Annotated in this window: 22 protein-coding genes; 11 read left to right on the forward strand and 11 right to left on the reverse strand. The window is 72.4% G+C overall.

Annotated elements, in window-relative coordinates:
- Positions 1–46: 46 nt before the first annotated feature.
- The 4 genes from ACFZB3_RS34305 to ACFZB3_RS34320 all read right to left on the reverse strand — a co-directional run bounded on the left by ACFZB3_RS34305 (position 47) and on the right by ACFZB3_RS34320 (position 3,204).
- Complete coding sequence (locus tag ACFZB3_RS34305) at positions 47–934, reverse strand: Gfo/Idh/MocA family oxidoreductase (RefSeq protein WP_391382422.1); 888 nt, start codon at positions 932–934, stop codon at positions 47–49.
- Between the two features lie 47 nt (positions 935–981).
- Positions 982–1,965 carry an ATP-grasp ribosomal peptide maturase gene (gene tgmB / locus ACFZB3_RS34310; protein ID WP_391382424.1) on the reverse strand — a complete coding sequence of 328 codons (984 nt, stop codon included), beginning with the start codon at positions 1,963–1,965 and terminating at the stop codon, positions 982–984.
- A 15-nt stretch (positions 1,966–1,980) separates the two neighbouring features.
- Complete coding sequence (tgmA, locus tag ACFZB3_RS34315; RefSeq protein WP_089102565.1) at positions 1,981–2,172, reverse strand: putative ATP-grasp-modified RiPP; 192 nt, start codon at positions 2,170–2,172, stop codon at positions 1,981–1,983.
- A 165-nt stretch (positions 2,173–2,337) separates the two neighbouring features.
- Positions 2,338–3,204, reverse strand: a complete 867-nt coding sequence (locus ACFZB3_RS34320) for a fructosamine kinase family protein (protein WP_391382427.1) — start codon at positions 3,202–3,204, stop codon at positions 2,338–2,340.
- 484 nt (positions 3,205–3,688) lie between these two features.
- On the opposite strand from ACFZB3_RS34320, the gene ACFZB3_RS34325 reads away from it, so the two are divergent.
- The 4 genes from ACFZB3_RS34325 (at position 3,689) to ACFZB3_RS34340 (ending at position 7,371) form a co-directional block, all read left to right on the forward strand.
- Positions 3,689–4,405: a tRNA-dependent cyclodipeptide synthase gene (locus ACFZB3_RS34325; protein WP_391382429.1), complete on the forward strand. Its 717-nt coding sequence runs from the start codon at positions 3,689–3,691 to the stop codon at positions 4,403–4,405.
- A gap of 108 nt (positions 4,406–4,513) precedes the next feature.
- Positions 4,514–5,902 carry an AbfB domain-containing protein gene (locus tag ACFZB3_RS34330; RefSeq protein WP_391382431.1) on the forward strand — a complete coding sequence of 463 codons (1,389 nt, stop codon included), beginning with the start codon at positions 4,514–4,516 and terminating at the stop codon, positions 5,900–5,902.
- 235 nt (positions 5,903–6,137) lie between these two features.
- Positions 6,138–6,566, forward strand: a complete 429-nt coding sequence (locus tag ACFZB3_RS34335; RefSeq protein WP_391382433.1) for a hypothetical protein — start codon at positions 6,138–6,140, stop codon at positions 6,564–6,566.
- A gap of 109 nt (positions 6,567–6,675) precedes the next feature.
- The gene (locus ACFZB3_RS34340; RefSeq protein ID WP_391382435.1) at positions 6,676–7,371 is read left to right on the forward strand and encodes a class F sortase; all 696 of its coding nucleotides are present in this window, start codon (positions 6,676–6,678) and stop codon (positions 7,369–7,371) included.
- Positions 7,372–7,389: 18 nt separating this feature from the next.
- Here the strand turns inward: ACFZB3_RS34340 and ACFZB3_RS34345 are convergent, their stop codons facing one another.
- The 4 genes from ACFZB3_RS34345 to ACFZB3_RS34360 form a co-directional block, all read right to left on the reverse strand.
- Positions 7,390–8,397 (reverse strand): substrate-binding domain-containing protein, encoded by a 1,008-nt coding sequence (locus ACFZB3_RS34345; protein ID WP_391382437.1) that lies wholly within the window; start codon positions 8,395–8,397, stop codon positions 7,390–7,392.
- A gap of 2 nt (positions 8,398–8,399) precedes the next feature.
- Positions 8,400–9,701 (reverse strand): glycoside hydrolase family 27 protein, encoded by a 1,302-nt coding sequence (locus ACFZB3_RS34350; RefSeq protein ID WP_391382438.1) that lies wholly within the window; start codon positions 9,699–9,701, stop codon positions 8,400–8,402.
- A 17-nt stretch (positions 9,702–9,718) separates the two neighbouring features.
- On the reverse strand, positions 9,719–11,242 hold the full coding sequence (locus tag ACFZB3_RS34355) for an alpha-L-arabinofuranosidase C-terminal domain-containing protein (RefSeq protein ID WP_391382440.1): 1,524 nt from the start codon (positions 11,240–11,242) through the stop codon (positions 9,719–9,721).
- Between the two features lie 165 nt (positions 11,243–11,407).
- Positions 11,408–12,853: a glyceraldehyde-3-phosphate dehydrogenase gene (locus ACFZB3_RS34360; RefSeq protein WP_391382442.1), complete on the reverse strand. Its 1,446-nt coding sequence runs from the start codon at positions 12,851–12,853 to the stop codon at positions 11,408–11,410.
- Between the two features lie 176 nt (positions 12,854–13,029).
- Between ACFZB3_RS34360 and ACFZB3_RS34365 the strand changes: the two genes are divergently transcribed.
- Complete coding sequence (locus tag ACFZB3_RS34365; RefSeq protein ID WP_391382444.1) at positions 13,030–14,223, forward strand: hypothetical protein; 1,194 nt, start codon at positions 13,030–13,032, stop codon at positions 14,221–14,223.
- Here ACFZB3_RS34365 and ACFZB3_RS34370 read toward each other — a convergent pair.
- A complete protein-coding gene (locus ACFZB3_RS34370) occupies positions 14,212–15,147 on the reverse strand; it encodes a LysR substrate-binding domain-containing protein (protein WP_391382892.1) in 936 nt (311 codons plus the stop codon). The two genes, ACFZB3_RS34365 and ACFZB3_RS34370, sit on opposite strands and share 12 nt — an antisense overlap.
- 115 nt (positions 15,148–15,262) lie before the next feature.
- Here ACFZB3_RS34370 and ACFZB3_RS34375 point away from each other — a divergent pair, with 115 nt between their 5' ends.
- A complete protein-coding gene (locus tag ACFZB3_RS34375; protein WP_391382446.1) occupies positions 15,263–15,892 on the forward strand; it encodes a LysE family transporter in 630 nt (209 codons plus the stop codon).
- A gap of 98 nt (positions 15,893–15,990) precedes the next feature.
- On the opposite strand, the gene ACFZB3_RS34380 is transcribed toward ACFZB3_RS34375, so the two are convergent.
- Positions 15,991–16,305, reverse strand: coding sequence for a hypothetical protein (locus tag ACFZB3_RS34380; protein ID WP_391382448.1), 315 nt, complete (start codon positions 16,303–16,305; stop codon positions 15,991–15,993).
- 175 nt (positions 16,306–16,480) lie between these two features.
- Positions 16,481–16,666, reverse strand: a complete 186-nt coding sequence (locus ACFZB3_RS34385; RefSeq protein WP_391382450.1) for a hypothetical protein — start codon at positions 16,664–16,666, stop codon at positions 16,481–16,483.
- 163 nt (positions 16,667–16,829) lie between these two features.
- Here ACFZB3_RS34385 and ACFZB3_RS34390 point away from each other — a divergent pair, with 163 nt between their 5' ends.
- From ACFZB3_RS34390 to ACFZB3_RS34410, 5 genes are all read left to right on the forward strand, one after another.
- The gene (locus tag ACFZB3_RS34390) at positions 16,830–18,026 is read left to right on the forward strand and encodes an exo-beta-N-acetylmuramidase NamZ domain-containing protein (RefSeq protein WP_391382452.1); all 1,197 of its coding nucleotides are present in this window, start codon (positions 16,830–16,832) and stop codon (positions 18,024–18,026) included.
- Positions 18,027–18,102: 76 nt separating this feature from the next.
- Positions 18,103–19,092, forward strand: coding sequence for a GNAT family N-acetyltransferase (locus ACFZB3_RS34395; RefSeq protein ID WP_391382455.1), 990 nt, complete (start codon positions 18,103–18,105; stop codon positions 19,090–19,092).
- On the forward strand, positions 19,089–20,390 hold the full coding sequence (locus ACFZB3_RS34400; protein WP_391382457.1) for an extracellular solute-binding protein: 1,302 nt from the start codon (positions 19,089–19,091) through the stop codon (positions 20,388–20,390). Before ACFZB3_RS34395 ends, ACFZB3_RS34400 begins: the two co-directional genes overlap by 4 nt.
- Entirely contained in the window at positions 20,384–21,346 is a 963-nt protein-coding gene (locus ACFZB3_RS34405) for an ABC transporter permease subunit (protein ID WP_391382460.1), read from the forward strand. Before ACFZB3_RS34400 ends, ACFZB3_RS34405 begins: the two co-directional genes overlap by 7 nt.
- Complete coding sequence (locus ACFZB3_RS34410) at positions 21,343–22,212, forward strand: ABC transporter permease subunit (protein WP_391382462.1); 870 nt, start codon at positions 21,343–21,345, stop codon at positions 22,210–22,212. Before ACFZB3_RS34405 ends, ACFZB3_RS34410 begins: the two co-directional genes overlap by 4 nt.
- Positions 22,213–22,486 lie beyond the last annotated feature (274 nt).

Below are 22,486 nucleotides of genomic sequence, written 5' to 3' on the forward strand. Positions count from 1 at the left end.
CGCCGCGGACGGACGACGGCGCATCGCGGCCATTCCAGCGGAGCGCCTAGCCGACGTCCTTGCCCAGCACGGTCTCCGCCTCCGCGAGGATCTCGGTGACCCGCAGTCCGAAGGCCGCGTCGCACGGGTGCGCCCGTCCCGTGCGCGCGGCCGTGACCAGGGCGTCGGCGGCCCGGCTCAGCGCGGGAACCGCTCCTTCCGCACTCCTCGGAAGGAGCGTGACCCCCGCCTCGCCCCGCAGCTCCACATCGGCCCCGGCCGCCGCCGGCGGCGCGGTGAGGCTCAGCGTCACCGTGCTCGACGCCCCGCCCGCGTGTTCGAGGACGAGATGAACGGTGTCCTCGGGGCCGTGCACGGCGGCCGCCACCCGCTGGACGTCGCCGAGGACCGGCAGCAGCACGGACAGGGCGTGCGGACCCACGTCCCACAGCGCGCCCTTCTCCCGCCGCCACGGCGAGTCGGCGAACGGGTTCTCACCGGCGAACAGCGACCCCAGCCAGTGCGCCCGGGCCGTGAACCACCCCGCCGCGGCGGCCTGTTCGCCGATCCATGCCTCCGGCTCCTGCTGGAACCGGGTGGTGAAGAACACCACGGAGGCGACCCGGGCCCGCTCGGCCGCCTCCACCACCGCCCGCCCCTCCGCGACGCCGAGCGCGAGCGGCTTGTCCAGCAGCAGATGCCGGCCGGCCGTCGCGGCCCGCACCGCCAGCTCCGCCTGGACGAGCGGCGGCAGCGCCACGGCCACCGCGTCCACGTCGGCGATCAGCGCGTCCACGTCGTCGTACGCCCGGACGCCGTGCTCCTCGGCCAGCTCCACGGCTGCCTCGGGGCGGCGGCCCCACACCCCGGTGAAGTCCAGCGAACCGTGCTCCGCCAGCGCGGGGGCGTACGCCGCCCGCGCCCAGGGCCCGGTGCCCAGCAGTCCGATGCGCATCTCGTGTTCCTTTCTCCGTACCCGGCCCCACATCGTCGCCCAGCCGGTCAAGGCGTCGTGCTCCGCCCCCGGTCGGCGTACGACCGGCACCGGTCGGTGCCGTGCGCCAGCCACCCGGCGATCGTCTCGGCGATCGGCTGACCCGTGTCCATCTCGACGAACCCGAACTGACCCGACTGGTTGCACTCCAGGAACCACCAGATGCCGTCGGCGTCCTCCGCGAAGTCGAAGGCACCGTAGGCCAGCTCGGCGTCCTTCATATACGTGCGGACGGCCTCGGCGACTCGCGGCGGCACCTCCGCCTCCCGCCAGGGAGAGCCGGACGGCGCGAACCGGACGTCCACGTCGTCGGGGTGGGCGTCCGGACTCACCGGCTTGCGGGCGGCCAGCAGCCGCTCGCCGACCACCGTCAGCCGGATGTCGGCCCGCTTGGCGACCCGCCGCTGCAACAGCGTCGGCCCGAACGCCACCGCCGCGAAGTCGGCGTCCGGTGCCACCCGGCTGGTCGGCACGGCCCGCGGCGGCTCCTGCGGATGCGCGCCCGACACCGGTTTCACCACGAGGTCCGGGAACCGCTCCGCGAACTCCCGGGCCGCCTGCGGAAACGTGGTGATCAGCGTCGCGGGCACGGCGAGCCCGCTCTGCTGCGCCAGCCGCAGCTGCCACGGCTTGTGGCGGGCCCGGCGGGCCGCGTCCGGATGGTTCATCCAGCGCGCCTCCGTCCCGCGCAGCATGCCGTACAGCGCCTGCGCGGACTCCTCGGTCAGCCAGTCCGACGGCTGTGCCGCCCGGGCGGCCGCCGTCCCCGGCCTGCGCACCCAGATGGAGCGCAGGCCGTTCATGCTCACCAGGCGCCCGTTCACGGACAGATGCCCGCGGCTGACGCCCTGCACATACTCGCCCGACAGGGCCACACCGCTGGTCAGATCGGCAGGATCGAGACGGACGACGGGCACTCCGGCCTCGTGCAGCCGGAGGACCACCATGTCCGCCGTCACGTCCTCGTCACTGGTCAGGATGAGCACGGTCATCGTGTGGGTCCGCGATCAGTCGTCGAAGTGCGTCTTGGAGCCCGCGGTGGAGGTCGTGGTCCCCAGGGCTCTGAGCGTTGCGTGATCGGTGGCTGCGATCCGGCCATCGTGGAGAACGTTCAACTGCAGTCCGGAGTCATACGCGTACGGAGTGGTGACGTCCAACTGCACTGCGGGGCGTGCGTAGTTGAGCGCGAACGGTTGCATGGTCTCTCCCTGTTTCGTTCTTCCATGCACTTATACGATTCGAACGCGTGGTTGGTTTCCTTACTCTGCGTAATCTCAGCCCGAATTAAGAGCTTGTTAAGGGAGAAGCGGCGAATCGCTCCTGCACGTGGCCGATTTCACATTCCCGTCCGGCACATGACTGCGTCACATGTCCATGAAATTCCGTGATGTCGCCAAAGCCTGTTCGGCGTAGCTCCGTCCGAAGAGCACCGCGTGCACCAGCAGCGGGAACAGCTGGTGCAGGCCGATCCGCCCGGTCCAGCCGTCGGCCAGCGGTGCCGCCTCCTGATAACCCGCCAGGATCCGGTCCAGATACGGGCAGCCGAAGAGGCGGAGCATCGCGAGGTCGGTCTCGCGGTGCCCGCCGTGCGCGGCCGGGTCGATCAGCCGGACCCTGCCGTCGGCGCCCCACAGGACGTTGCCGCTCCACAGGTCGCCGTGCAGCCGGGCCGGCGGCTCGGGCGGCCCCGCGAGCTCCGGCAGCCGCTCGCAGACCCGCTCGATCACGCCGGCCTCGCCCGGCCGCAGGGTCCCCCGGTCGACGGCCGCGCGCAGGTACGGCAGCACCCGGTGCTCGGCGTACCAGTGCGGCCAGTCGGTGCCGGGCTCGTCGCGCATCGGGGCGAGGCCGATCCAGGCGTCGCGCGGACCGCCCGGCGGAGCCGCCCCGAAGGCCGGAGCGCCCGCCGCGTGCAGGGCGGCCAGCGCCTGGCCGAAGCGGGTCGCCGCCCCGGCGTCCGGACGCCCGGTGCGGATCAGTTCGGTCACCAGCCACCGCTCGTCGTGCCCGAGCGCCTCGGGTACCGGCACCGCCCGGGCGTCGGCCAGCCAGCGCAGCCCGGCCACCTCGGCCCGCACCGCCCCGGGACCGTCACCGCGCTTGACCACGACCACGGAACCGCCCGCGAGCGTCACCTCCGCCGTCCCACCCGGCCCGGCCCGCTCACCCGACACCGGCCGCCCGGTGAGCCGGGCGGCCACCGCGCCCGGACCCTCGCCGCCGTCGACCACGGCCACCAGGGTACGGGCCGACCGTGATCACGAGCCCCGGGCGCCCTGGCCGACGGCGCGGTTCCACCCCGAGAGCGCCGTTCTTCTCCAGCCCCGTCGTGTATGCCGACAGGGTCTTCGACGTCCTGTGGCTGACCTTGCCTCCCCCGGCCGTGGCGGTGCCGACGCGCCGGTGCCGAGCGCGAGTCGGGCGGCGGTGAGGACGCCGGCCGCGGCCAGGGTCCGGAAGGAGACGTGTATACGGTTCACTGCGGTGATACCTCCCCCTGCGGTACTCGTCGGACCATGGAGAAGAATCCCATCCTCCTCACCCGGAAGCAGGCGAATTTCGAGGGGGCTCCACCCGTGCCGCGACGGGTTCCGGCCAACATCCGGCAGCCACTACCTCCGTCGCCCCGGCGCGGGCTAGCTTGAGCCTCGCCGCATCGCCACAACCTGGGCACAAGGCCCGGTCGGGACGCGCGCGCGGCGGAGGGTACCCCCCTTGACCACGGCATCCGTGCTGATGGCCGACGCCTTCGAGATCCAGCCCTACACCCCCCACTGCCGCGTCATACGCGACGAGGCCGCGCACGCGGTGATCGGCGTGTCGGTGGGCAACGGCTACTTCTCCGCCCGGCGCCTGCACGACCTCGCCCGGTGGGGGCTGGAGAACTTCGACAGAGTCGACTTCGTCTACACCGACCTGTACGTGGCCGAGATGTACGAGGCCTTCGGGTATCCCCCCGGAGAGGCCCGCCGCAAGGCGGTGAAGAGCGTGCGCGGGGTGCGCGCCAAGGTCCGCAAAGCCGCCGCGGAGGCCGATCCGGACGGCACCCGGCTGCGCTGGCAGCCGATGTCCCGCCTCCGCGCCGGCGCCGCGTACCAGGAGATCCACCGCCGGCTGTGGCGGCAGCTGGGCGAGGACGACGAGCTCCGCGCCGTCTGCGACGACCTGGTCGGCCGCTTCCTCGCCGCGCGCGGGGAGGCGGCCGGTGCGCGGCAGCGCGCGGTGTGCCTGGAGTACGTGTGCGCGGAACTCCCGCTCTTCCTCGACACCCCCGCCATCCTCCGGGTCCCGTCCTCCCTCGTCTGCTACCACCAGCGGCTGCCCATGGCGGAGTTGCTGTACGGCAGGGGCGCGGGCCTCCGCGCCTCCCGCAACCAGGGACACGCGATCGTCACCCCCGCGGCACCGCCGCACACAGCGAATTCCCAGTAACTCCCTTGTTACGCAAGCATTGACGTGCCCCACGCCCCCCTCTAGTTTCTGATCGGTTTCCCGAACTGCGTCCGAAATCCCGGACATCCCCCCTCGTCTGGAGCGCACATGAACGGCACCCCCCTGTCGCGCCGCCACTTCCTCGGAGCGGCCGCGACCGTCCCCCTCGCCGCCACCGGCGCCCTCGCCCTCGGCGCCGGAGCCGCCCGGGCCGCGACCGACTCGGCCTATGTGATGTGCTACTTCACCGAGTCCCCGGACATGCTGGCCGCCAACTACGGCCTGCACCTCGCCGTCAGCACCGACGGCCTCCAGTGGACCCCGCTCAACCAGAACGCCCCCGTCGCCACCCCCACCGCGGGCTCCCTCGGCCTGCGCGACCCGTTCATCCTGCGCAAGCAGGACGGCACCTTCGTGGTCCTCGCCACCGACCTCTACGGCACCGACTGGACCTACGTCAGCCAGTACATCCACGTCTGGGACTCCACCGACCTGCGCACCTTCACCGGATACCGGCGGATGAAGCTGCACGACATGGACACCCACGCCTGGGCCCCGGAGGCCTTCTGGGACGCGGGGCGCGGCACGTACGGCGTCATCTACTCCGCGGTCAACAGCAGCGGCCACAACGTCATCATGATCAACTACACCGCCGACTTCGTCACCGCCGGCGACCCCCAGGTCTTCTTCGACCCCGGCTACGACGTTATCGACGGCGACCTCGCGGTCGGCGTGGGCGGCGTCAACTACCTGTACTTCAAGAAGAACTCGACGCTCGTCGGCGCCCGCTCCACCTCACTGGACCCCGGCAGCTTCACCGAGTTCTCCACGGCCGTCTCCCACAACGGCACCGAGGCCCCCACCCTGGTCAAGTCCCTTACGTCCAGCTCGACCTGGTACCTCTGGGGAGACACCTGGGACCCGAACGGCGTCTTCTACGCCTGGCAGACCAGCGCCCTGTCCGCCGGCACCTGGACCGCCCTCGACCAGAAGACCTACACCCAGCCGCTCAACTCCAAGCACTGCGGCATCCAGCCCATCACCACGACCGAGTACGACAACCTCGTCGCGAAGTGGGGCACCCCCGCCTGGAACCGGCTGAAGTCCTACAACTACCCGGCCAGATACGTCCGGCACAGCAACTTCGTCGGCCGGATCGACGTGTACGCCTTCGACCCGTACACCGACGGCATGTGGACCCTGGTCCCCGGCCTCGCCGACAGCAGCGGCGTCTCCTTCCGGTCGGTGAACTACCCGACCCGCTACCTGCGCCACTACGACTACCAGCTGCAGCTCGACGAGAACGACAGCACCACGGCGTTCGCCCAGGACGCCACGTTCTACCGGACGGCGGGCCTCGCCGACTCCTCCTGGTCCTCGTTCCGCTCGTACAACTACCCGACGCGCTACATCCGCCATTCCGACTACGTGCTGCGCATCGACCCGATCTCCACGAGCACGGACCAGGCCGACGCCACCTTCTACGTCGGCTACTGACCCCCCGGCGGGCCCGTCGCGCGGCGACACGCCGACGGCGGGCCCACGACCGCCCGAATGGCGGTGCGCCCGGGCGGGGGATTGACCCAGCCGGGCGGTGTTGGGCGTGTCGTGACCACGGATGGGCGGCCTGGATGGTGCGCGTCGCGGGGCTGGCTGACGGTGGTTCATGTCGGGGCCGGGTCGTTACAGCTGATGGAGTATCGGCGCCCGGCCGCGGCGGAAGGACATCAAGATGCGTTCTGCCCGCATGATCCTCGCGACTACGGCCGCCACCGCGGCCCTCGCGTTCTCCGCCCCGGCGGCCCATGCCGCGGGCTCGGGGGACCAGGACGACGGAGGCCGCGACGACTCTTCCTACAGCAGCAACGACAGCAGGTTCGACCCCGACAGCTACAAGGGCCAGGACGACGAGGAGAAGGGGGACCAGGGAGGCAAGCAGGACCAGGGGGGCAAGCAGGACCAGGGCGGCAAGGGGAAGGACCAGGGCGGCTCGTCGTGGGGCGACGACGAGGAGAGCGACCGGCCGCACGGCGGCATGCACACCGGCGGCGGCGCCCTCGCCTCGCCCGGTGTCACCGCGGGCGGGATGGCCGTGCTCGGTGTAGCGGCCACCGGTGCCTACGCGCTGCGGCGCAGGAGAGCCCCCGGGTCCGCGTCCTGATGGGCCCACGCACACGGGGCCGCGGCGCCGTCGGCGCTCCACACTCCGACGGCACCGCGTCCCCGGTGTCCCGCCCTCCCGCTGCCGTGCCCCAGAAAGGTGACCCCCGATGGCAGCTGGCCCCGCCACCCAGACCCCCGAAGCCCCCGCCGACCCCGGCGCTCCCGACGACCGGGACGGCTCCGGCGGCGCCCCGTCCGGCGGACATCTGCCCGTGTGGTGCATCGCCGTCCTGCTCGCCGCCCTGACACTGATCGGCGGACACACCGGCGGTTCCGGCGCCACCGGCACCAGCCGGGCCGGGAGCGCGGACGCCGTCCCCTCGGCCGATCCGGGCCGGACCGGCCAGGCGCTGCCCCGGTCCACGCCGACCCGCCTGCTGATCCCGAAGATCGCCGTCGACGCCCCCTTCACCGCCCTCACCATCGGTGCCACGGGCCAGCTCCAGCCCCCGCCGGCCGCCAACACCAACCTCGTCGGCTGGTACTCCAGGGGCGCGGCACCCGGCGAGGCGGGCACCTCGATCATCGCGGGCCACGTCGACACCGTGACCTCGGCGGCCGTCTTCGCCAGGCTGGACGAACTGGAGCGCGGCGACCGCTTCACGGTGGACCGGGCCGACGGCACGGAAGCGGAATTCGTGGTCGACGACGCCGAGACCTTCGCCAAGGACGACTTCCCCAGCGACCGCGTCTACGCGGACACCCGCCGCCCCGAGGTGCGCCTGATCACCTGCGCCGGCGACTACGACCACGACGTCAGGGACTACACGGAGAACCTGGTGGTCTTCGCCCACCTGGTCTGACCCGGCACCGGCGCCCGGTCAGCCGCCCGTGGACTCCCGCACCACCACACGGAACGGGCCGGCGAACTCCTCCCGCCCGGCACCCGGCGCGCCCCGGTCGATGCGGGCCGCCAGCAGGGCGACCGCGCGTTCGGCCATCAGGTCGTGGTCCGGGTCGACGGTGGACAGCGAGGGGACGAGGTACGCGCTCTCGTCCACGTTGTCGAAGCCGATCACCTTGACCCGCTCCGGCACCCGGATCCCGGCGTCGGCGAGGGCGCGCAGCACGCCCATGGCCACCGTGTCCGTCACGCAGAACACCCCGTCGAAGCCGAGGCCCCCCGCCACCTGTTCGCGGACCCGGCGGGCGGCCTCCTGCATGGTGAGCGACTCGACGGTCACCAGCAGCTCGGGGTCCGCCGGCAGCCCCGCGGCGGCCAGCGCCCGCAGGTACCCGGCGTGCCGCAGGCTCGACACGTCGGCCTCCGTGCCCGGCCGCCCGCACACGATGGCGATCCGCCGGCAGCCCCGCTCGGCGAGATGGCGGGTGGCCGCCTCGGCGGCGTCCTCGTTCGGCATGGCGACATGGTCGACGGGTCCGCCGAAGATCCGCTCGCCGAGGATCACCACCGGATGGTCGACGTCGAGCGCCCCGACATCGGCCGGACCCATGCCGACCGTGCTCAGGATGAGTCCGTCGTAGAGCCGGTTGCGGGACAGGGAGAGGGCCGCCAGCTCGCTCTCCCTGCGGGCGCCGGTCTGCTCGATGCTCACCCGCAGGCCGTGCCGGCCGGCCGCGGCGATGATCGAGGCGGCCAGCCGGCCGTAGTACGGGCGGTTGATCTCGGGGACGGCGAGACCGATGGTCCCGGTACGGCCCCTGCGCAGGTTGCGGGCCGCCACGTTGACCCGGTAACCGAGCCGGTCCACCGCCGCCAGGACGCGCTCCCGGGTGGCCGGGCGGACGTTGGGGTGCCCGTTGATCACGTTGGAGACGGTCATCGCCGACACCCCGGCCGCCTTCGCCACGTCCTGGATCGTCGCCACACTCACTCCCGCCGGCTGTCCTCGGCAAGACGATAGAGGGCGGCACCGTGGGCGGGCAGCACGGCGACCAGGTGCCGGCCGTCGTGGGCGGTGTCGGTGTGGGTCCACAGCTCCCGGACGCGGTCGTGCGGGGTCCCTCCGACCGACCCCAGCGGTACCTCGAAGCGCCGCTCCTCGTCGGCCAGCGAGAACACCGCCGCGTACCGGGTGCGCCCGTCCGTGTCCCGGGCGGTCCACAGCACCAGGTCCCGCTCCCGCAGCACCTCCCGGCTGCCGGCGCTGTGCCACAGGACGTCGAGGGCCTCGTCGTTGGTGAGCAGCGCGATCGTCCCGGCCGGGGAGGTGGGCAGGTCGCCGCCCATCATCAGCGGGGAGCGGGAGACCAGCCAGAGGGTGAGCAGGCTGACCTGCTCGGGGTGGGTGAGGCGGGAGTGGCGGTCCGCGCCGCGCTCGGCGCGGATCCCGATGCGGCCGAGCGGCAGCATGTCGGCGTCCGCCCAGCCCCGCCCGCCCTGCCAGGGAGCCCAGCGGGCCATCCGCGCGAACTGCGCCTCGACGTCCTCCCAGCGGTCCCACAGGTCGTCGCAGACCCGCCACATGGTGGCGTGCTCCCGGAGGTGCTCCAGGCGGGCGACGGACATGTCGGTACCGGGCGAGAGGCTCAGCTCGATGGGCCGTCCACTGCGCTCGATCGCCCGTGCGTAGGCGGCGATCTCCCGCTCGTGGTACGGGAAGAGCATGTCGTCGGCCTTGACGAAGTCCACGCCCCAGGCGGCGAACTGGGCGACCTGGGAGTCGTAGTAGGCCTGGGCGCCGGGGTGGTCGTGGTCCAGGCCGTGGTTGTCGGAGTTCCAGGGGCACACGGAGCCGGTGTCGGCCACGTCCGCGGCCGTGAACTCCGTACCGAGCACGGGCAGTCCGGCCGCCACCGCACGCCGCGGGATGCCCCGCATGATGTGCAGCCCGAACCGCAGGCCCATGGCGTGCACCCGCGCCGCCAGCGGCCCGAACCCCGCCCCGCCCGCGGCGGAGGGGAACCTGTTGGGGGCGGGGAGCTGGCGGCCGTGGCCGTCGAGGACGAGGGGGGCGTCCGGGTTGTAGCCGTGGGCGCGGGCGGTGGGCTCGTACCACTGGATGTCGACGACGACGGTGTCCCAGCCGTGCGGGAGCAGGTGCTCGCGCATGAACTCGGCGTTGGCGAGGACCTCTTCCTCGGTGACCGTGGTGCCGTAGCAGTCCCAGCTGTTCCAGCCCATGGGCGGCCGCAGGTGCCGGGCGGGCAGCGGGCGTGCGGATCGGGTCATGTGCGCGCTCCTGCGGGTCAGCGGCGGTCGAGGGGAGCCTGGACGGTCACGAACGAGTGCGGCGGCAGGGTGAGCCGCAGTCCGCCGGAGGTCACGGTCACGCCGTCGAAGGCCCGGGGGGAGACGGCCGGCGACGCCTGCGGGGTGTTGTGGGCCTGGAGCTTGTCCGCCGTGAGGATCCGGGCGGACGGCTCGCCGAGGGCGCCGCCGCGCAGGTCGAGGGTGAGTTCGGCCGGTTCCTCCGCGTCCAGGTTGCTCAGCGAGATCAGGACGGTGCCGTCCTTGACGCTGGCCGAGGCGGACACCGTCTCCAGCTCCGCGTCCCCGACCGTGCGCCGGGTGCCCTCGCCGCGCAGGTGCAGGGGGAGCGAGGTGGCGTCCTGGTGCCCCTTGTTCATCTCGAAGACGTGGTAGGTCGGGGTCAGGACCAGGGCGTCGCCGTCGGTGAGGAGCATGGCCTGGAGGACGTTGACGGTCTGGGCGATGTTGGCCATGTGCAGGCGGGCCGCGTGCTTGTGGAAGATGTCGAAGTGGGTGCTGGCGACCAGCGCGTCGCGCAGGGTGTTCTGCTGGAAGAGGAAGCCGGGATTGGTGCCGGGCTCCACGTCCCACCAGGTGCCCCACTCGTCCAGGACCAGGCCGACGGTGCGCCCGGGGTCGTAGACGTCCATGACCGTCGAGTGGCCGGTGAGGATGCGGTCGATACGGCGGGCCGACAGCATGGTCCGGTAGTGGTCGTCGGCGGTGAATTCGGTGGCGCTGCCCTTGGCCTCCCAGGGGCCGGAGAGCGTGTAGTAGTGGACGGACAGGCCCTGGAAGAAGTTCTTCGGGGTGGCCTCGCAGCCGAAGCAGCTGATCTGCTGCATCAGCGTCTCGGTCCACTTGTAGTCGGCGTCGGAGGCGCCCGAGGCGATCCGGTAGAGCTTGTTGTCGCCGTGGTCGCGGCAGTAGGTGGCGTACTGGCGGGCCAGGTCGGCGGAGTACTCGGCGCGCATGTTGCCGCCGCAGCCCCAGGTCTCGTTGCCGATGCCCCAGTACTTCACCCGCCACGGCTCCGCGCGGCCGTTCTCCTTGCGCAGCCGCACCATCGGGCTGTCGCCGTCCCGGGTGAGGTACTCCACCCACTCGCTCATCTCGCGGACGGTGCCGGAGCCGACGTTGCCGCTGATGTAGGGCTCGGCGCCGAGCAGTTCGCACAGGGCCATGAACTCGTGGGTGCCGAAGTGGTTGTTCTCCTCGACGTTGCCCCAGTGCGTGTTGACCATCCGGGGGCGCTGCTCGCACGGGCCGATGCCGTCCCGCCAGTGGTACTCGTCGGCGAAGCAGCCGCCCGGCCAGCGCAGGTTCGGGATGTCCAGCGCGCGCAGCGCCGCCACGACGTCGAGCCGGATGCCGCCCTCGTTCGGGACGGGGGAGTCCTCGCCGACCCAGAAGCCGCCGTAGACGCAGCGGCCGAGGTGTTCGGCGAAGTGGCCGTAGAGGTGGCGGCTGATCGTCGGGCCCTCGATGTCGAGGTTGATGATCGCGGTGGCGGTGGGCACGCGGGCACTCCTGTCCGGAACGGCGGCTTGTTCGAGATGTGGAACGTGATTCGCCTCGTCGTTTGTATCGATAAAAAGCTGCCATCGGGCCGTGATCGCGTCAAGAGCGCGGACGGCCCGGTCCCCTGTGCGTACAGGGAACCGGGCCGCCGTGGGTGAGGGGTGTCAGACCGCCGGGGAGGGGAACGTCGGGTACTCCACGCCCGAGACGTGCTGGACGACCCGGACCACCTGGCAGGAGTAGCCGAACTCGTTGTCGTACCAGAGGTAGAGGATCGCGTTGTCGCCCTCCACCTTCAGCGCGCCGGCGTCGACGATCGACGCGTGGCGGGAGCCGATGAAGTCGCTGGAGACCGCGTCCGGGGCGGTGATGAAGTCGATCTGGCGCTTCAGCGGCGAGGTCAGCGACACCTCGCGGAGGTAGTCGAGGACCTCCTCGCGGGAGGCTTCGCGGGCCAGCTGGAGGTTGAGGATCGCGATCGACACGTCCGGCACCGGGACCCGGATGGAGCTGCCGGTGATCCGCGCCTTGAGGTCCGGCAGCGCCTTCGCCACGGCGGAGGCGGCACCCGTCTCGGTGATGACCATGTTGAGCGGCGCGGACCGGCCGCGGCGCTCGGACTTGTGGTAGTTGTCCAGCAGGTTCTGGTCGTTGGTGAACGAGTGCACGGTCTCCACGTGCCCGCGCAGCACCCCGTACTCGTCGGCCATGGCCTTCAGCGGCGGCACGATGGCGTTGGTGGTGCAGGAGGCGCAGGACAGGATCTGCTCGTCCGGCTTGACGGTGTCGTGGTTGACGCCGTGCACGATGTTCGGGACGTCGCCCTTGCCGGGCGCGGTCAGGACGACCTTCTCGATGCCGGGGCGCAGGTGCTCGGACAGGCCCTCGCGGTCCCGCCACTTGCCCGTGTTGTCGATGAGGATCGCGTCCCGGATGCCGTACTGCGTGTAGTCCACGGCGCTCGGGTCGTCGGCGTAGATCACCTTGATCTCGTTGCCGTTGGCGAGGATCGTGCTGTTCTCCACGTCCACGGTGATCGTGCCCTGGAACTGGCCGTGGATGGAGTCGCGGCGCAGCAGCGAGGCGCGCTTGACGATGTCCTCGCCGCCCGCGCCGCGCACCACGATGGCCCGCAGTCGCAGCCCGTTGCCCGAGCCGGCCTTCTCGATGAGCAGCCGGGCGACCAGGCGGCCGATGCGGCCGAAGCCGTACAGGACGACGTCCCGCGGCTCCCGGCGGTCGATCTTGTTGGCGCCGGTGGCCCCGGCGACCTCCTCGGCGGTGAACGCCTCGACGCTCAGGCCGCGGTCGTCGGCCTTGTAGGTCGCGGCGAGCATGCCGATGTCGATCTGGGAGGGGCCCAGGTCGAGCGCGGTGAGCGCCCGCAGGAACGGCATCGTCTCGGTGACCGAGAGCTCGGCCCCGTCGATCTGGCGGGCGAAGCGGTGGGTCTTGAGGATGCTGACCACCGACTTGTTCACCAGGGAGCGGCTGTGGAGGAGGACCGTCACGTCCCGCTCCCGGTGCAGCTTCCCGATGAGCGGGATCATCGACTCCGCGATCTCCTCGCGGTTCTTCCAGTTGGTGAACGAGTCGTCGTTGACAGTCACAGACCTGAATCTCTCGATCGAGCTGGGTGGCGCTCATATGCTAAACCGGCCGGTGAATGATCGATCAAGGGGGTCCGGGTGTGATGCGGGTCGCGCAGTTCTGAACCCGGGCGGAAGACCGTAAGAAACCTCGGTGCCGTGTTGCGGAGCCGCGGGCCGCTGCCGAAGGTCGGAGTGTGAGCACGTCCTCCGTCCCGCGGCCCGGGCCCGCCGCGCAGACCGGTCCCGCCCACCCCGCACCCGGCCGCCGCGCCCCGTCCGGCCTGCTGCCCGCCCTCCTGCTGTTCACGGCCGCGCGGCTGGGCGGAGTCGCGGCCGTCGCCGTGGCGAACCACGCCATGGGACGGCCCCTGGTCCGGAACCTGGCGCACGCCTGGGACGCCCGCTGGTACCTGCACATCGCCGCCCACGGCTACGGCGACCTCATCGAGATCACCCGCAAGGGCGCCGTGCAGACCGACTGGGCGTTCTTCCCGCTGTACCCCGGGCTCGTCCGGGCCGCGACGACCGTCCTGCCCCTCACCCCCGGCAGGGCCGCGCTGGTCATCGCCTGGACCGCCGCCGTCGTCGCCGCGTGGGGCATCCACCGGATCGGCGACCGCCTGTACGGCCGAGCCGTCGCCGGCGCGCTCGTCGTGCTGTGGGCCGTACTGCCCCAGTCGGTCGAACTCACCATCGCCTACACCGAGTCCCTCTTCTCGGCCCTCGCGGCATGGTCCCTGTACTGCGTCCTCAGGGGCCGCTGGCTGTGGGCCGGCGGCCTGGCCGCGCTCGCCGGGCTGTCCCGCCCCAGCGGCTTCGCGGTCGCGGCCGCCGTCCTGGCCGCGGGCGCCCACGAAGCGGTACGGCGACGGGGCCGCGTCCCGGCCGCCCTGTGGGCCGGCTGCCTGCTCGCCCCGCTCGGCTGGCTCGGCTATGTCCTGTGGGTCGGGCAGCGCACCGGCAACCTGCTGCACGGCTACTTCGAGGTGCAGCGCGCCTGGAGCTCCCGCTTCGACTTCGGCGCGGGCTCGCTGCGCTTCCTCAAGAGCCTGCTGCTGCACGGCGGCGGCTTCGTCTACGCCGCGGACCTGGTGATCGTCGCCGCCGGCCTCCTGCTCTTCTGCCTGCTCTGCCTGGACCGGGCCCCGCTGGCCCTGGTGGTCTTCGCGGGCGTCCTGGTCCTGCTGGTGGTGGGCGGCTCGGGCTCCTTCTCCTCCAAGCCCCGCTTCCTGCTCCCGGCGTTCCCCCTCCTGATCCCGCTCGCCCGCGCCCTGGCAGGCAGCCGGCGCGCGCGTCCCGCCCAGGCCGTCCTCGTCGTCGGTGCGCTCGCCGCGGTCTCGTGGCTGTTCGGGGCCTACGTGATGGCGGTCGCCCGCTCACCCCTGTGACGTCCAGGCGCCCCGAAGCTCGGTGGCCACGTCGAGCAGCAGGGTCCGGAAGACGTCCGCCAGCGGGGTCAGCGTGGTGTCCGAGCGCGTCACGGCGTGCAGGTCGCGGTGGAGCGGCGGGTCGGCCAGCGGGCGGTGCGTGGTGCCCGGGACCCCGGTGAGGGCCAGCCGGGAGACGAGCGCGACGCCGTAGCCGGTGCCGACGAGTGCCTGGGCCAGGTCGTACGACGCCGTCTGGAACCGGATCCTGGGGGTGAAACCGGCGGCGGCCGCCGCCCGGTCGAGCTGCTCGCGGGCGGCGTGTCCGGCCAGGATGGTCACCCAGGACTCGTCCCGGAGCTGCCTGAGGCGCAGGGGCGTGCCGGCGGGGGAAGCGGTGGCCAGGGGGTGGTCGTCGGGCAGCACGATGACCATGGGGTCCCGCAGCAGGGTGTGCACGGCGAGGTGCGGGGGCGGCTCCGGGGGAAGCGCCCAGGAGGCGATCACCGCCACGTCGAGTTCGCCCGCCGCGACCCGCTCGACGCCGCGGTCGGACAACAGGTCCTCCACCGAGACGTCGGCGTCCGGGTACCGGTGGCGCAGCGCGGTCAGGGCGGGCGGGAGCAGATGCAGGGCGGCGGCCAGGAACGCGCCCACCCGCAGCCGCAGCGACAGCCGGCCGAGGAGCGCGGCGAGCCGCTCGCCGGCCTGTTCCGCCTGCTCGTCGACGGCCCGTCCGTGCTCCGCGAGCAGCGCACCGGCCACCGTCAGCGACGCGCCGCGCGGCCCGCGCACCACCAGCGGAGCGTTCCAGTCCCGCTCCGCCCGGACCACCTGCTGGGTCACCGCGGCCGGGGTCACGCCGAGCGCGTGGGCGGCACCGGTGAGCGAACCGTGGCGTTCGATCAGGGCGAGCAGCCGCAGCTGTCCCGGATCCGAGGTCATCGTCACTAAATAATCTTAATGCTGGACGGAAGAGTCCTGACTTCTCTTCACGCACCCCTCGCGCCAGCCTGGTGGCGGATCATTCGCCTCGCACCAGTGGGAAGGCCGACGCCCCGTGCCCATCCATCTGCCCCTGTTCCTGATCACCACCTGGCTGCTGGCCATGCTCCCCGGCGCCGGACAGGCCCTGATGATCCGGCAGATCCTGACCTCCGGCCCACGGCCCGCCCGGGCCACCATCGCGGGCAACGCCACCGGGCTGCTCGTCTGGTCGACCGCCGCCGCCGTGGGCCTGTCCGCGGTCCTCCTGGCCAACCCGCACGCCTACCTGGTGGTACGCCTCGCGGGCGGCGCGGTGCTGTGCGCGCTGGGGCTCAACACCCTCAGGGCCGCCGGGAAGCAGGGCGTCACCCGGATCGGCCCGGGCGGCGGGACGGCCGGTCCCGGCGGTCTCCGGAGCGCGTACGGAGCCGGGCTGGGCACGACGCTGGGCAACCCGAAGGCCGGGGTGTTCGCCGTGTCGGTGCTGCCCCAGTTCGTCACGGCCGACGGCCCCGTCCTGGTGAGCAGCATCGCGCTGGGCGTCCTGTGGGCCCTCGTCAACATCTGCTGGTACCTGCTCTTCACCTGGGCCGTCGGCCGGGGCCGGGCCCTGGTCTCCCGGCCGGCGGTGCGGCGCGCGCTGGACGTCGTCACCGGCGTGGTCCTCTGCGGCCTCGGCGTGGCGGTGGCCGGGGGAGTCTGACCGGCGCCGGCGGGTGCGGCTGGATGTACCCGCACAGACCGGTGGCGCCGGTCACCACGACGTGACCGGCGCCACCGGAGGGCTGAACGGGCCCCGTCCTAGCGCGGGTTGAACACCACGCTGGCGAAGCGGACACTGCCGGACGCCGAGTGCCCCGGGGCGACCCGGTGCTCGGTGCCCTTGCACTTCGCCTTGCTGTAGACGACGAGCGCCTTCTTCGTGGCGTTCTGAGGCCCGCGCGCCTCCTGCGCCATGTCGAGGCACTTGCGGTCCGGCGGGTTCTGGATGGCGTACGCCTTGCCCTTCGGTCCCACCCAGACGAACGTGCCGTCGGCGGCGGCCGCCGGTCCGATGGTGATGACGGTGAGGGCGAGCCCGCCGAGAGTGACGGCGAGCGGACGGAGCAGGCGCATCGTGAAGTCCTTCGTGAACGGTGAAAACAGTGACCAACAGAGCCCCCAGGTGCACCGGGGCCCGGCGCCATCACACACCGTCACCGCGCCCGGATGTCCGAACGACACGGAAACGTCCCACCTCCGGGGGACACCCGTCGGCGTGTCGTGACGCCCGGTCCGGCCGGTCGGCGGCTCACACGAACGCCACGACCAGGGCGACCGCGACCGTGAGTGCCGACAGCCCGACCATCGCGGTCCGCCACGCGAAGGACGGCGGCGGGGCCGGGGGCGGCGGACCGGGGGCCTCGCCCAGGTGGGGACTGTCCAGCCAGTAGGCGTCGGACAGTTGGGCGAAGGGAGGGATGTCACTGAGGCCCATGCCTGTTCCAACGTCCGCGACACTCGGGGGAGTCGGCCGGGCCGGTGCCGTCACACCATCGGGGCAATCGGGTCCTCCGCGATTCCTTGCCGGAAATACGGGACATAAGAGTAAATTCCTGACCGTTGATCGAGGCAGATCTCACCGGCGGACGGGGCAGAGGATGAGCACGGGCGACCGCGGCACGGTGACGACCGGGATCGCGCGGCTGCACGCGGCGCCCGCACTCGCCGGGCCCGGCCGCTTCGGGCTGGTGACCAACCACACCGGGGTCCTGCCGGACCTGCGCCCTGCCGCACCCGCGCTGCTCGCGGCCGGCGCGCCCCTGGTCGCCCTGTTCGGTCCCGAACACGGCCTGCACGGGTCCGGCCAGGCCGGCGAGAGCGAGGCCGCCCGGACCGACCCCGGCACCGGCCTGCCGGTCCACGACACCTACCGCCGCGACGGCGACCGGCTCGACAAGCTGCTGATCGACAGCGGTGTCGACGCCCTGGTCCACGACCTGCAGGACATCGGCGTCCGGTACTACACCTACGTGTGGACCATGTTCGACCTGATGGTCTCGGCGGCCCGCACCGGCATCCGGTTCGTGGTCGCCGACCGGCCCAATCCGCTCGGCGGACTCGTCAGCGAGGGCCCGCTGCTCGACCCGGCGTGGGCCAGCTTCGTCGGGCGCGCCCCGGTCCCCGTCCGGCACGGCCTCACCTGCGGCGAACTCGCCCGGTTTCTCAACGCCTCGGCCGTGCCCCGCGCGGCGGGCCGCCCGGCCGACCTGACGGTGATCGAGGCGCTCGGCTGGCGGCGCGCCATGGACGCGCCCGCCACCGGGCTGCCCTGGATCGCACCCTCCCCGAACATGCCGACGCCCGCCACCGCCACCGTGTACCCCGGCACCTGCCTCTTCGAGGGCACGAACCTCTCGGAGGGCCGGGGCACCACCCAGCCCTTCGAGATCGTCGGCGCCCCCTACCTCGACGCCCGCTTCGCGCCCGCGCTCGCCGAACTCGCCCTGCCCGGCGTGCACTTCCGCGACCTGCGGTTCGTGCCGGCCTTCCACAAACACGCCGGACGGCAGCTGCGCGGGGTCCAGCTCCACATCACCGACCGCGCGGCGTTCGCCCCCGTACACACCGCCGTCGCGATGCTCGCCGTGCTGCGGTGGCTGTACCCGGACGACTTCGCCTGGCACATCACGGAAGGCGGCGCCGAAGGCACCGGTCACCGGCACTTCGTCGACCTGCTGTGGGGGTCCGACCGGCTGCGGCGGGCCGTCGACGCGGGCGAGGACCCGCTGCCGCTGTGCGACCCGCCGGCCGCGCCCGCCCGCTGGGCCGGCGACGACGTACTGCTCTACCCCTGACGCCTGCCGAACCGCCCCCATGACCCGTCACTGCCTGCCCGGCAGCGCCGTTCCGCCCGGAAGGACACCTCCGTCGATGACCGATCCCACGACTCGCACGACGACGAACCGGACCGGGACCCGCGGCTTCCGCGCGGGTGACGGACCCCAGGTCGTGGCGGCGTGGCGGCGGAGCGCGCCGGCCGACCCCATCACCCCGGACCGCTTCCGCTCGCTGGTGCTGCTCGACCCCAACTTCGATCCGGAGGGGCTGCGCGTCGCCGTCGACGGCGAACGGGTCGTCGGCGCCGCCTACGCGGTGCGCCGGCTGACCCCGATGGCCGGCACCGACCTGGAGCCGGAGCAGGGCTGGATCCCGTTCTTCTTCGTCGCCCCGGACGCCCGCGGACGCGGCCTCGGCCGCCGGCTGCTCACCGAGGCCCTCGACTGGCTGCACGGCCACGGCCGTACCCGGGTGGACTTCTCGTCGTACACCCCGAACTACGTCTTCCCCGGCCTGGACGCCGAGGCCTACCCGGAGGCGGCCGGGCTTCTCGACTCCCTGGGCTTTCGCACCCTCTACGAGGCGGCCGCGATGGACCGCGTCCTGGTCGGCTACCGCCTCCCGGACGAGGTCGCGCTCCGGGTGGCCGAACTGACCGCGCGGGGCTACCGGTTCGCCACCCCGGCCGACGACGACCTGGTGGACCTCCTCGCCCTCGCCGGGAGCCGCTTCGGACCGGACTGGGCCTGCACGATCCGGGCGTGCCTGACCGCGGGCACCCCGCTCGACCGGATCGTCGTGGCCCGCGACCCCGGGGGCCGGATGGTCGGCTGGGCCATGCACGGGGCGTTCGACTCGGTGGACGAGCGGTTCGGGCCGATCGGCGTGCTGGAGGAGCTGCGCGGCACCGGACTCGGCGAAGTCCTCCTGCACCTGGTCCTGGAGCGGATGCGGGCGCTCCGGGCGCACTCCGCGTGGTTCCTGTGGACCGGCGCGCAGTCCCCGGCCGGTCACCTCTACCGCAAGAGCGGCTTCACCACGACCCGGGTGTTCCAGGTGCTGCGCCGGGAGGCCGCCCGGTGACACGGTCACTGAGCCGTCGTCACTTCGCGCTCGCCCTGCCCTCGGCGCTCCTCGCCGCCGGCTGCGCGGCCCCGCACCAGGGGACCGGGCGGCCCGGCGATCCGGTCGTGCTCACCCTGCTCTCCCACTACGCGAGCGGGGAGCTGAAGAAGGCTCTCCAGGGGCCGGTGGACGAGTGGAACGCCCGGCACGACCGGGTCAAGGTGCGGACGAAGGCCGTCGAGTTCACCGACCTGCTGACCACCTTCATGGTCCGGCAGGCCGCGGGCCAGGGCACGGACATCCTGCACCCGTACTGCCTGTGGAACGGCCAGCTGGTCCGCGCCGGAGTGCTGCGGCCCGCGCCGCCCGACCAGGCCGCGGAGATCCGCCGCGGCTACGGCGCCGCCGCGGTCGGCTCGGCGTCGGTCGGGGGCAGGGTCTACGGCTACCCCACCGAGATGCAGACCTACGCGCTCTACTACAACAGACGGCTGCTGCGCGAGGCCGGCGTCTCCGGCCCGCCGCGCACCTGGCCGGAGCTGGAGGCCGCCGCCTACCGGACCGCACGGCAGGACCGGTACGGCAACACGCTGGTCCAGGGGTTCGGCCTGTCGGCCTTCGACGACTCCACGACGGTCGGCCAGACCCTCGCCCTGCTCAACGCCGCCGGCGGGCGGTTCGTCTCGGCGGACGGCAGGCGCACCGCCATCGACTCGACGGCCGGGCGCGCCGTGTTCGACCTGGAGCGCCGCCTCGTCGACAGGGGAGCGAGCGCCCCCGGCGTCAACGTCTACCAGGCGTTCGCCTCCGGACAGGTGGCCATGGTGATCAGCGCCGGCTGGTGGACCGCGAACCTGAAGGCGCTGATGGGTCCCGCCTACCGCGACGTCGGCGTCGCTCCCGTGCCCCTCCCCGAGGCGGACGGCAGGCCCGCCACGCTCTCCACCGGCTTCATGCTCGGGGTCAACACCGCCAGCGAACACCCGCGCGAGGCCTGGGAGTTCCTGCGCTGGCTCAACGCCGAGAAGGTGCACGGCACGACCCGGATGAGCGCGCTGCAGGCGTCGGTCGGCTCCCTGACCGGCCGCGCCGACGACATGCGCAGGCTCCTCGGCACGGGCGGCGACCCGAACCTGCACCCGTTCCTGGACGCGCTGGCGTACGCCGTACCCGAACCGAACGTGCCGGGCGCGCAGCAGGCCAAGTCGCTGCTGCGCAAGAACATCGAGGCCCTGTGGACCGGCCAGCAGACGGCCGACGAGGCCCTGCGCGCCACCCGCCGCCAGGTCGACCAGGAGGTGTCGCGGTCATGGTGAACGCCACCCTTGCACCCGAGTCCACCGAACGGGCGGCACGCGACAGGTCCGCCGCCCCCGGAGTCGGCGTCCGCACCCGGCACCGGCGCCGCCAGACCGTCGTCGCCTACCTCTTCCTGGCGCCGACACTCCTGTTCTACGCCGTCTTCCTCGCCCTGCCGCTGGGCTTCGCGGTGCTGCTGTCGACGTCCCGCTGGGCCGGGTTCGACCTCGGCGACATCGACCCCGTCGGCCTGGACAACTTCGCCGGACTGTTCGCCGACGGCTCCACGTTCCTGGCCCCGATCCTCACCAACACGCTGCTCTTCGCCCTGGGCACCGTGGTCCTCGCGCTCGCCGGCTCGGTGCTCGTCGCCACCTGCATCGACAAGCTGCGGTTCCAGGGGCTGTGGCGCACCCTGTACTTCCTGCCGATCGTCACGACCGTCGTCGCCGTCGGCAACGTGTGGAAGTACATGTACCAGCCGGGCGGCCTCGTCAACGGCGTCCTCAACGCCGTCGGGCTCGGCTCGGTCGCCTTCCTCCAGGACCCGGACACCGCCCTGCCCGCGGTGGTGGTCGTCCAGGCCTGGGCCTCCGTCGGCTCGGCGATCCTCGTCCTGACCGCCGGGCTGAAGTCCGTCCCCGAGTCGTACTACGAGGCCGCCGCGCTCGACGGCGCCGGGCCCGCGACCGTCTTCTGGCGGATCACGCTGCCCCTGCTGAGGCCGTCCCTGCTGTTCGTGTGCGTCACCCAGTTCCTCACCGGCCTGCAGTCCTTCGCGCTGATCATCGTGATGACCAAGGGCGGACCCGGGGACGCCACCGACGTGGCCGCCCTAGAGATGTACCGGCAGGCCTTCTCCTACGGCGACTGGGGCACCGCGAGCGCCGCCGCCTTCGTGCTGTTCGCGGTGGTCCTCGTGGTCACGCTGGTCCAGTTGTGGTTCTTCCGGCGCAAGGGGGAGGACGCGTGATCCGCCGCCGTTTCCCGTGGCTGTCGTATCTGCTGGTCGGCACCGGCGCGGTGCTCACGGTGGTGCCGTTCGCCGACATGCTGATGACGTCCTTCAAGGGGCCGGACGAGGCGGGCACGCTGCCCTACCGGTTCCTGCCGAAGGCGTTCGACCTGTCCAACTACCGGGCGGCGATCCACCAGCTCGACCTACCGGTGCTCTTCCGCAACAGTGTCGTCGCCACGGCCATGATCACCGGGTCGGTACTGCTCACGTCGTCGCTCGCGGGCTACGCGCTCGCCAAACTCCGCTTCCCCGGACGGGACTTCGTCTTCCGTCTCGTGCTCTCGACGATGATGTTCCCGCCGTTCCTCTTCTTCATCCCGCACTTCCTGATCCTGGTGCACTGGCCGCTGGCCGGCGGCAACGACCTGCTCGGACGCGGCGGCGCGGGACTGACCGTCAGCATCGTGGCGCTCGCCGTGCCGTTCCTCGTCAGCAGCTTCGGGATCTTCCTGACCCGCCAGTTCATGGTCTCCATCCCGGACGAGGTCCTGGAGGCCGCACGCATCGACGGGGCCGGCGAGTTCGCCGTGTGGTGGCGGATCGTCGTCCCGCAGACCAAGCCGGTCCTGGTCACCCTCGGCCTGCTCACCTTCGTCGACGCCTGGAACGAGTACATCTGGGCCCTGCTCGTCTCGACCGCCAACCCGGCCGTGATGACGCTGCCCGTCGGCATCCAGTTCCTTCAGGACTACGTCGACCCGACCCGCTCCCTGCCCATCGTGATGGCCGGACTGGTCCTGAGCGTGCTGCCGGTCCTCGTCCTCTTCCTGATGCTGCAGAAGTACTACATCCGGGGCGTCATGCTCAGCGGCCTCAAGTGAGGACCCCGCATCCGTCGCCGGCGCGGGGCCCTGCCGGCCGGGAACCCGGTCGCCGGAGCGGCCGACTTCTGCCGGGTCCGCCCCGGTCGTCGCGGTGATCGTCCCCGGCAGGAAGGTCGCGCAGTTCACGGGCGCCTGCTGCTGCTCCAGGGCGTGTACGTCGGCGGCGAACTGCGCGGCGCCGGAGCCCGCGTCCCACACCGCGGTGCCGGCCCTGGTGCACTCGGCCTCGATGACCTGGGTGATGGCGTTCTCGCCGGGAAGGCCTTGGTGT

It is taken from the genome of Streptomyces sp. NPDC008092 (assembly GCF_042957285.1).
Classification (GTDB): Bacteria; Actinomycetota; Actinomycetes; order Streptomycetales; family Streptomycetaceae; genus Streptomyces.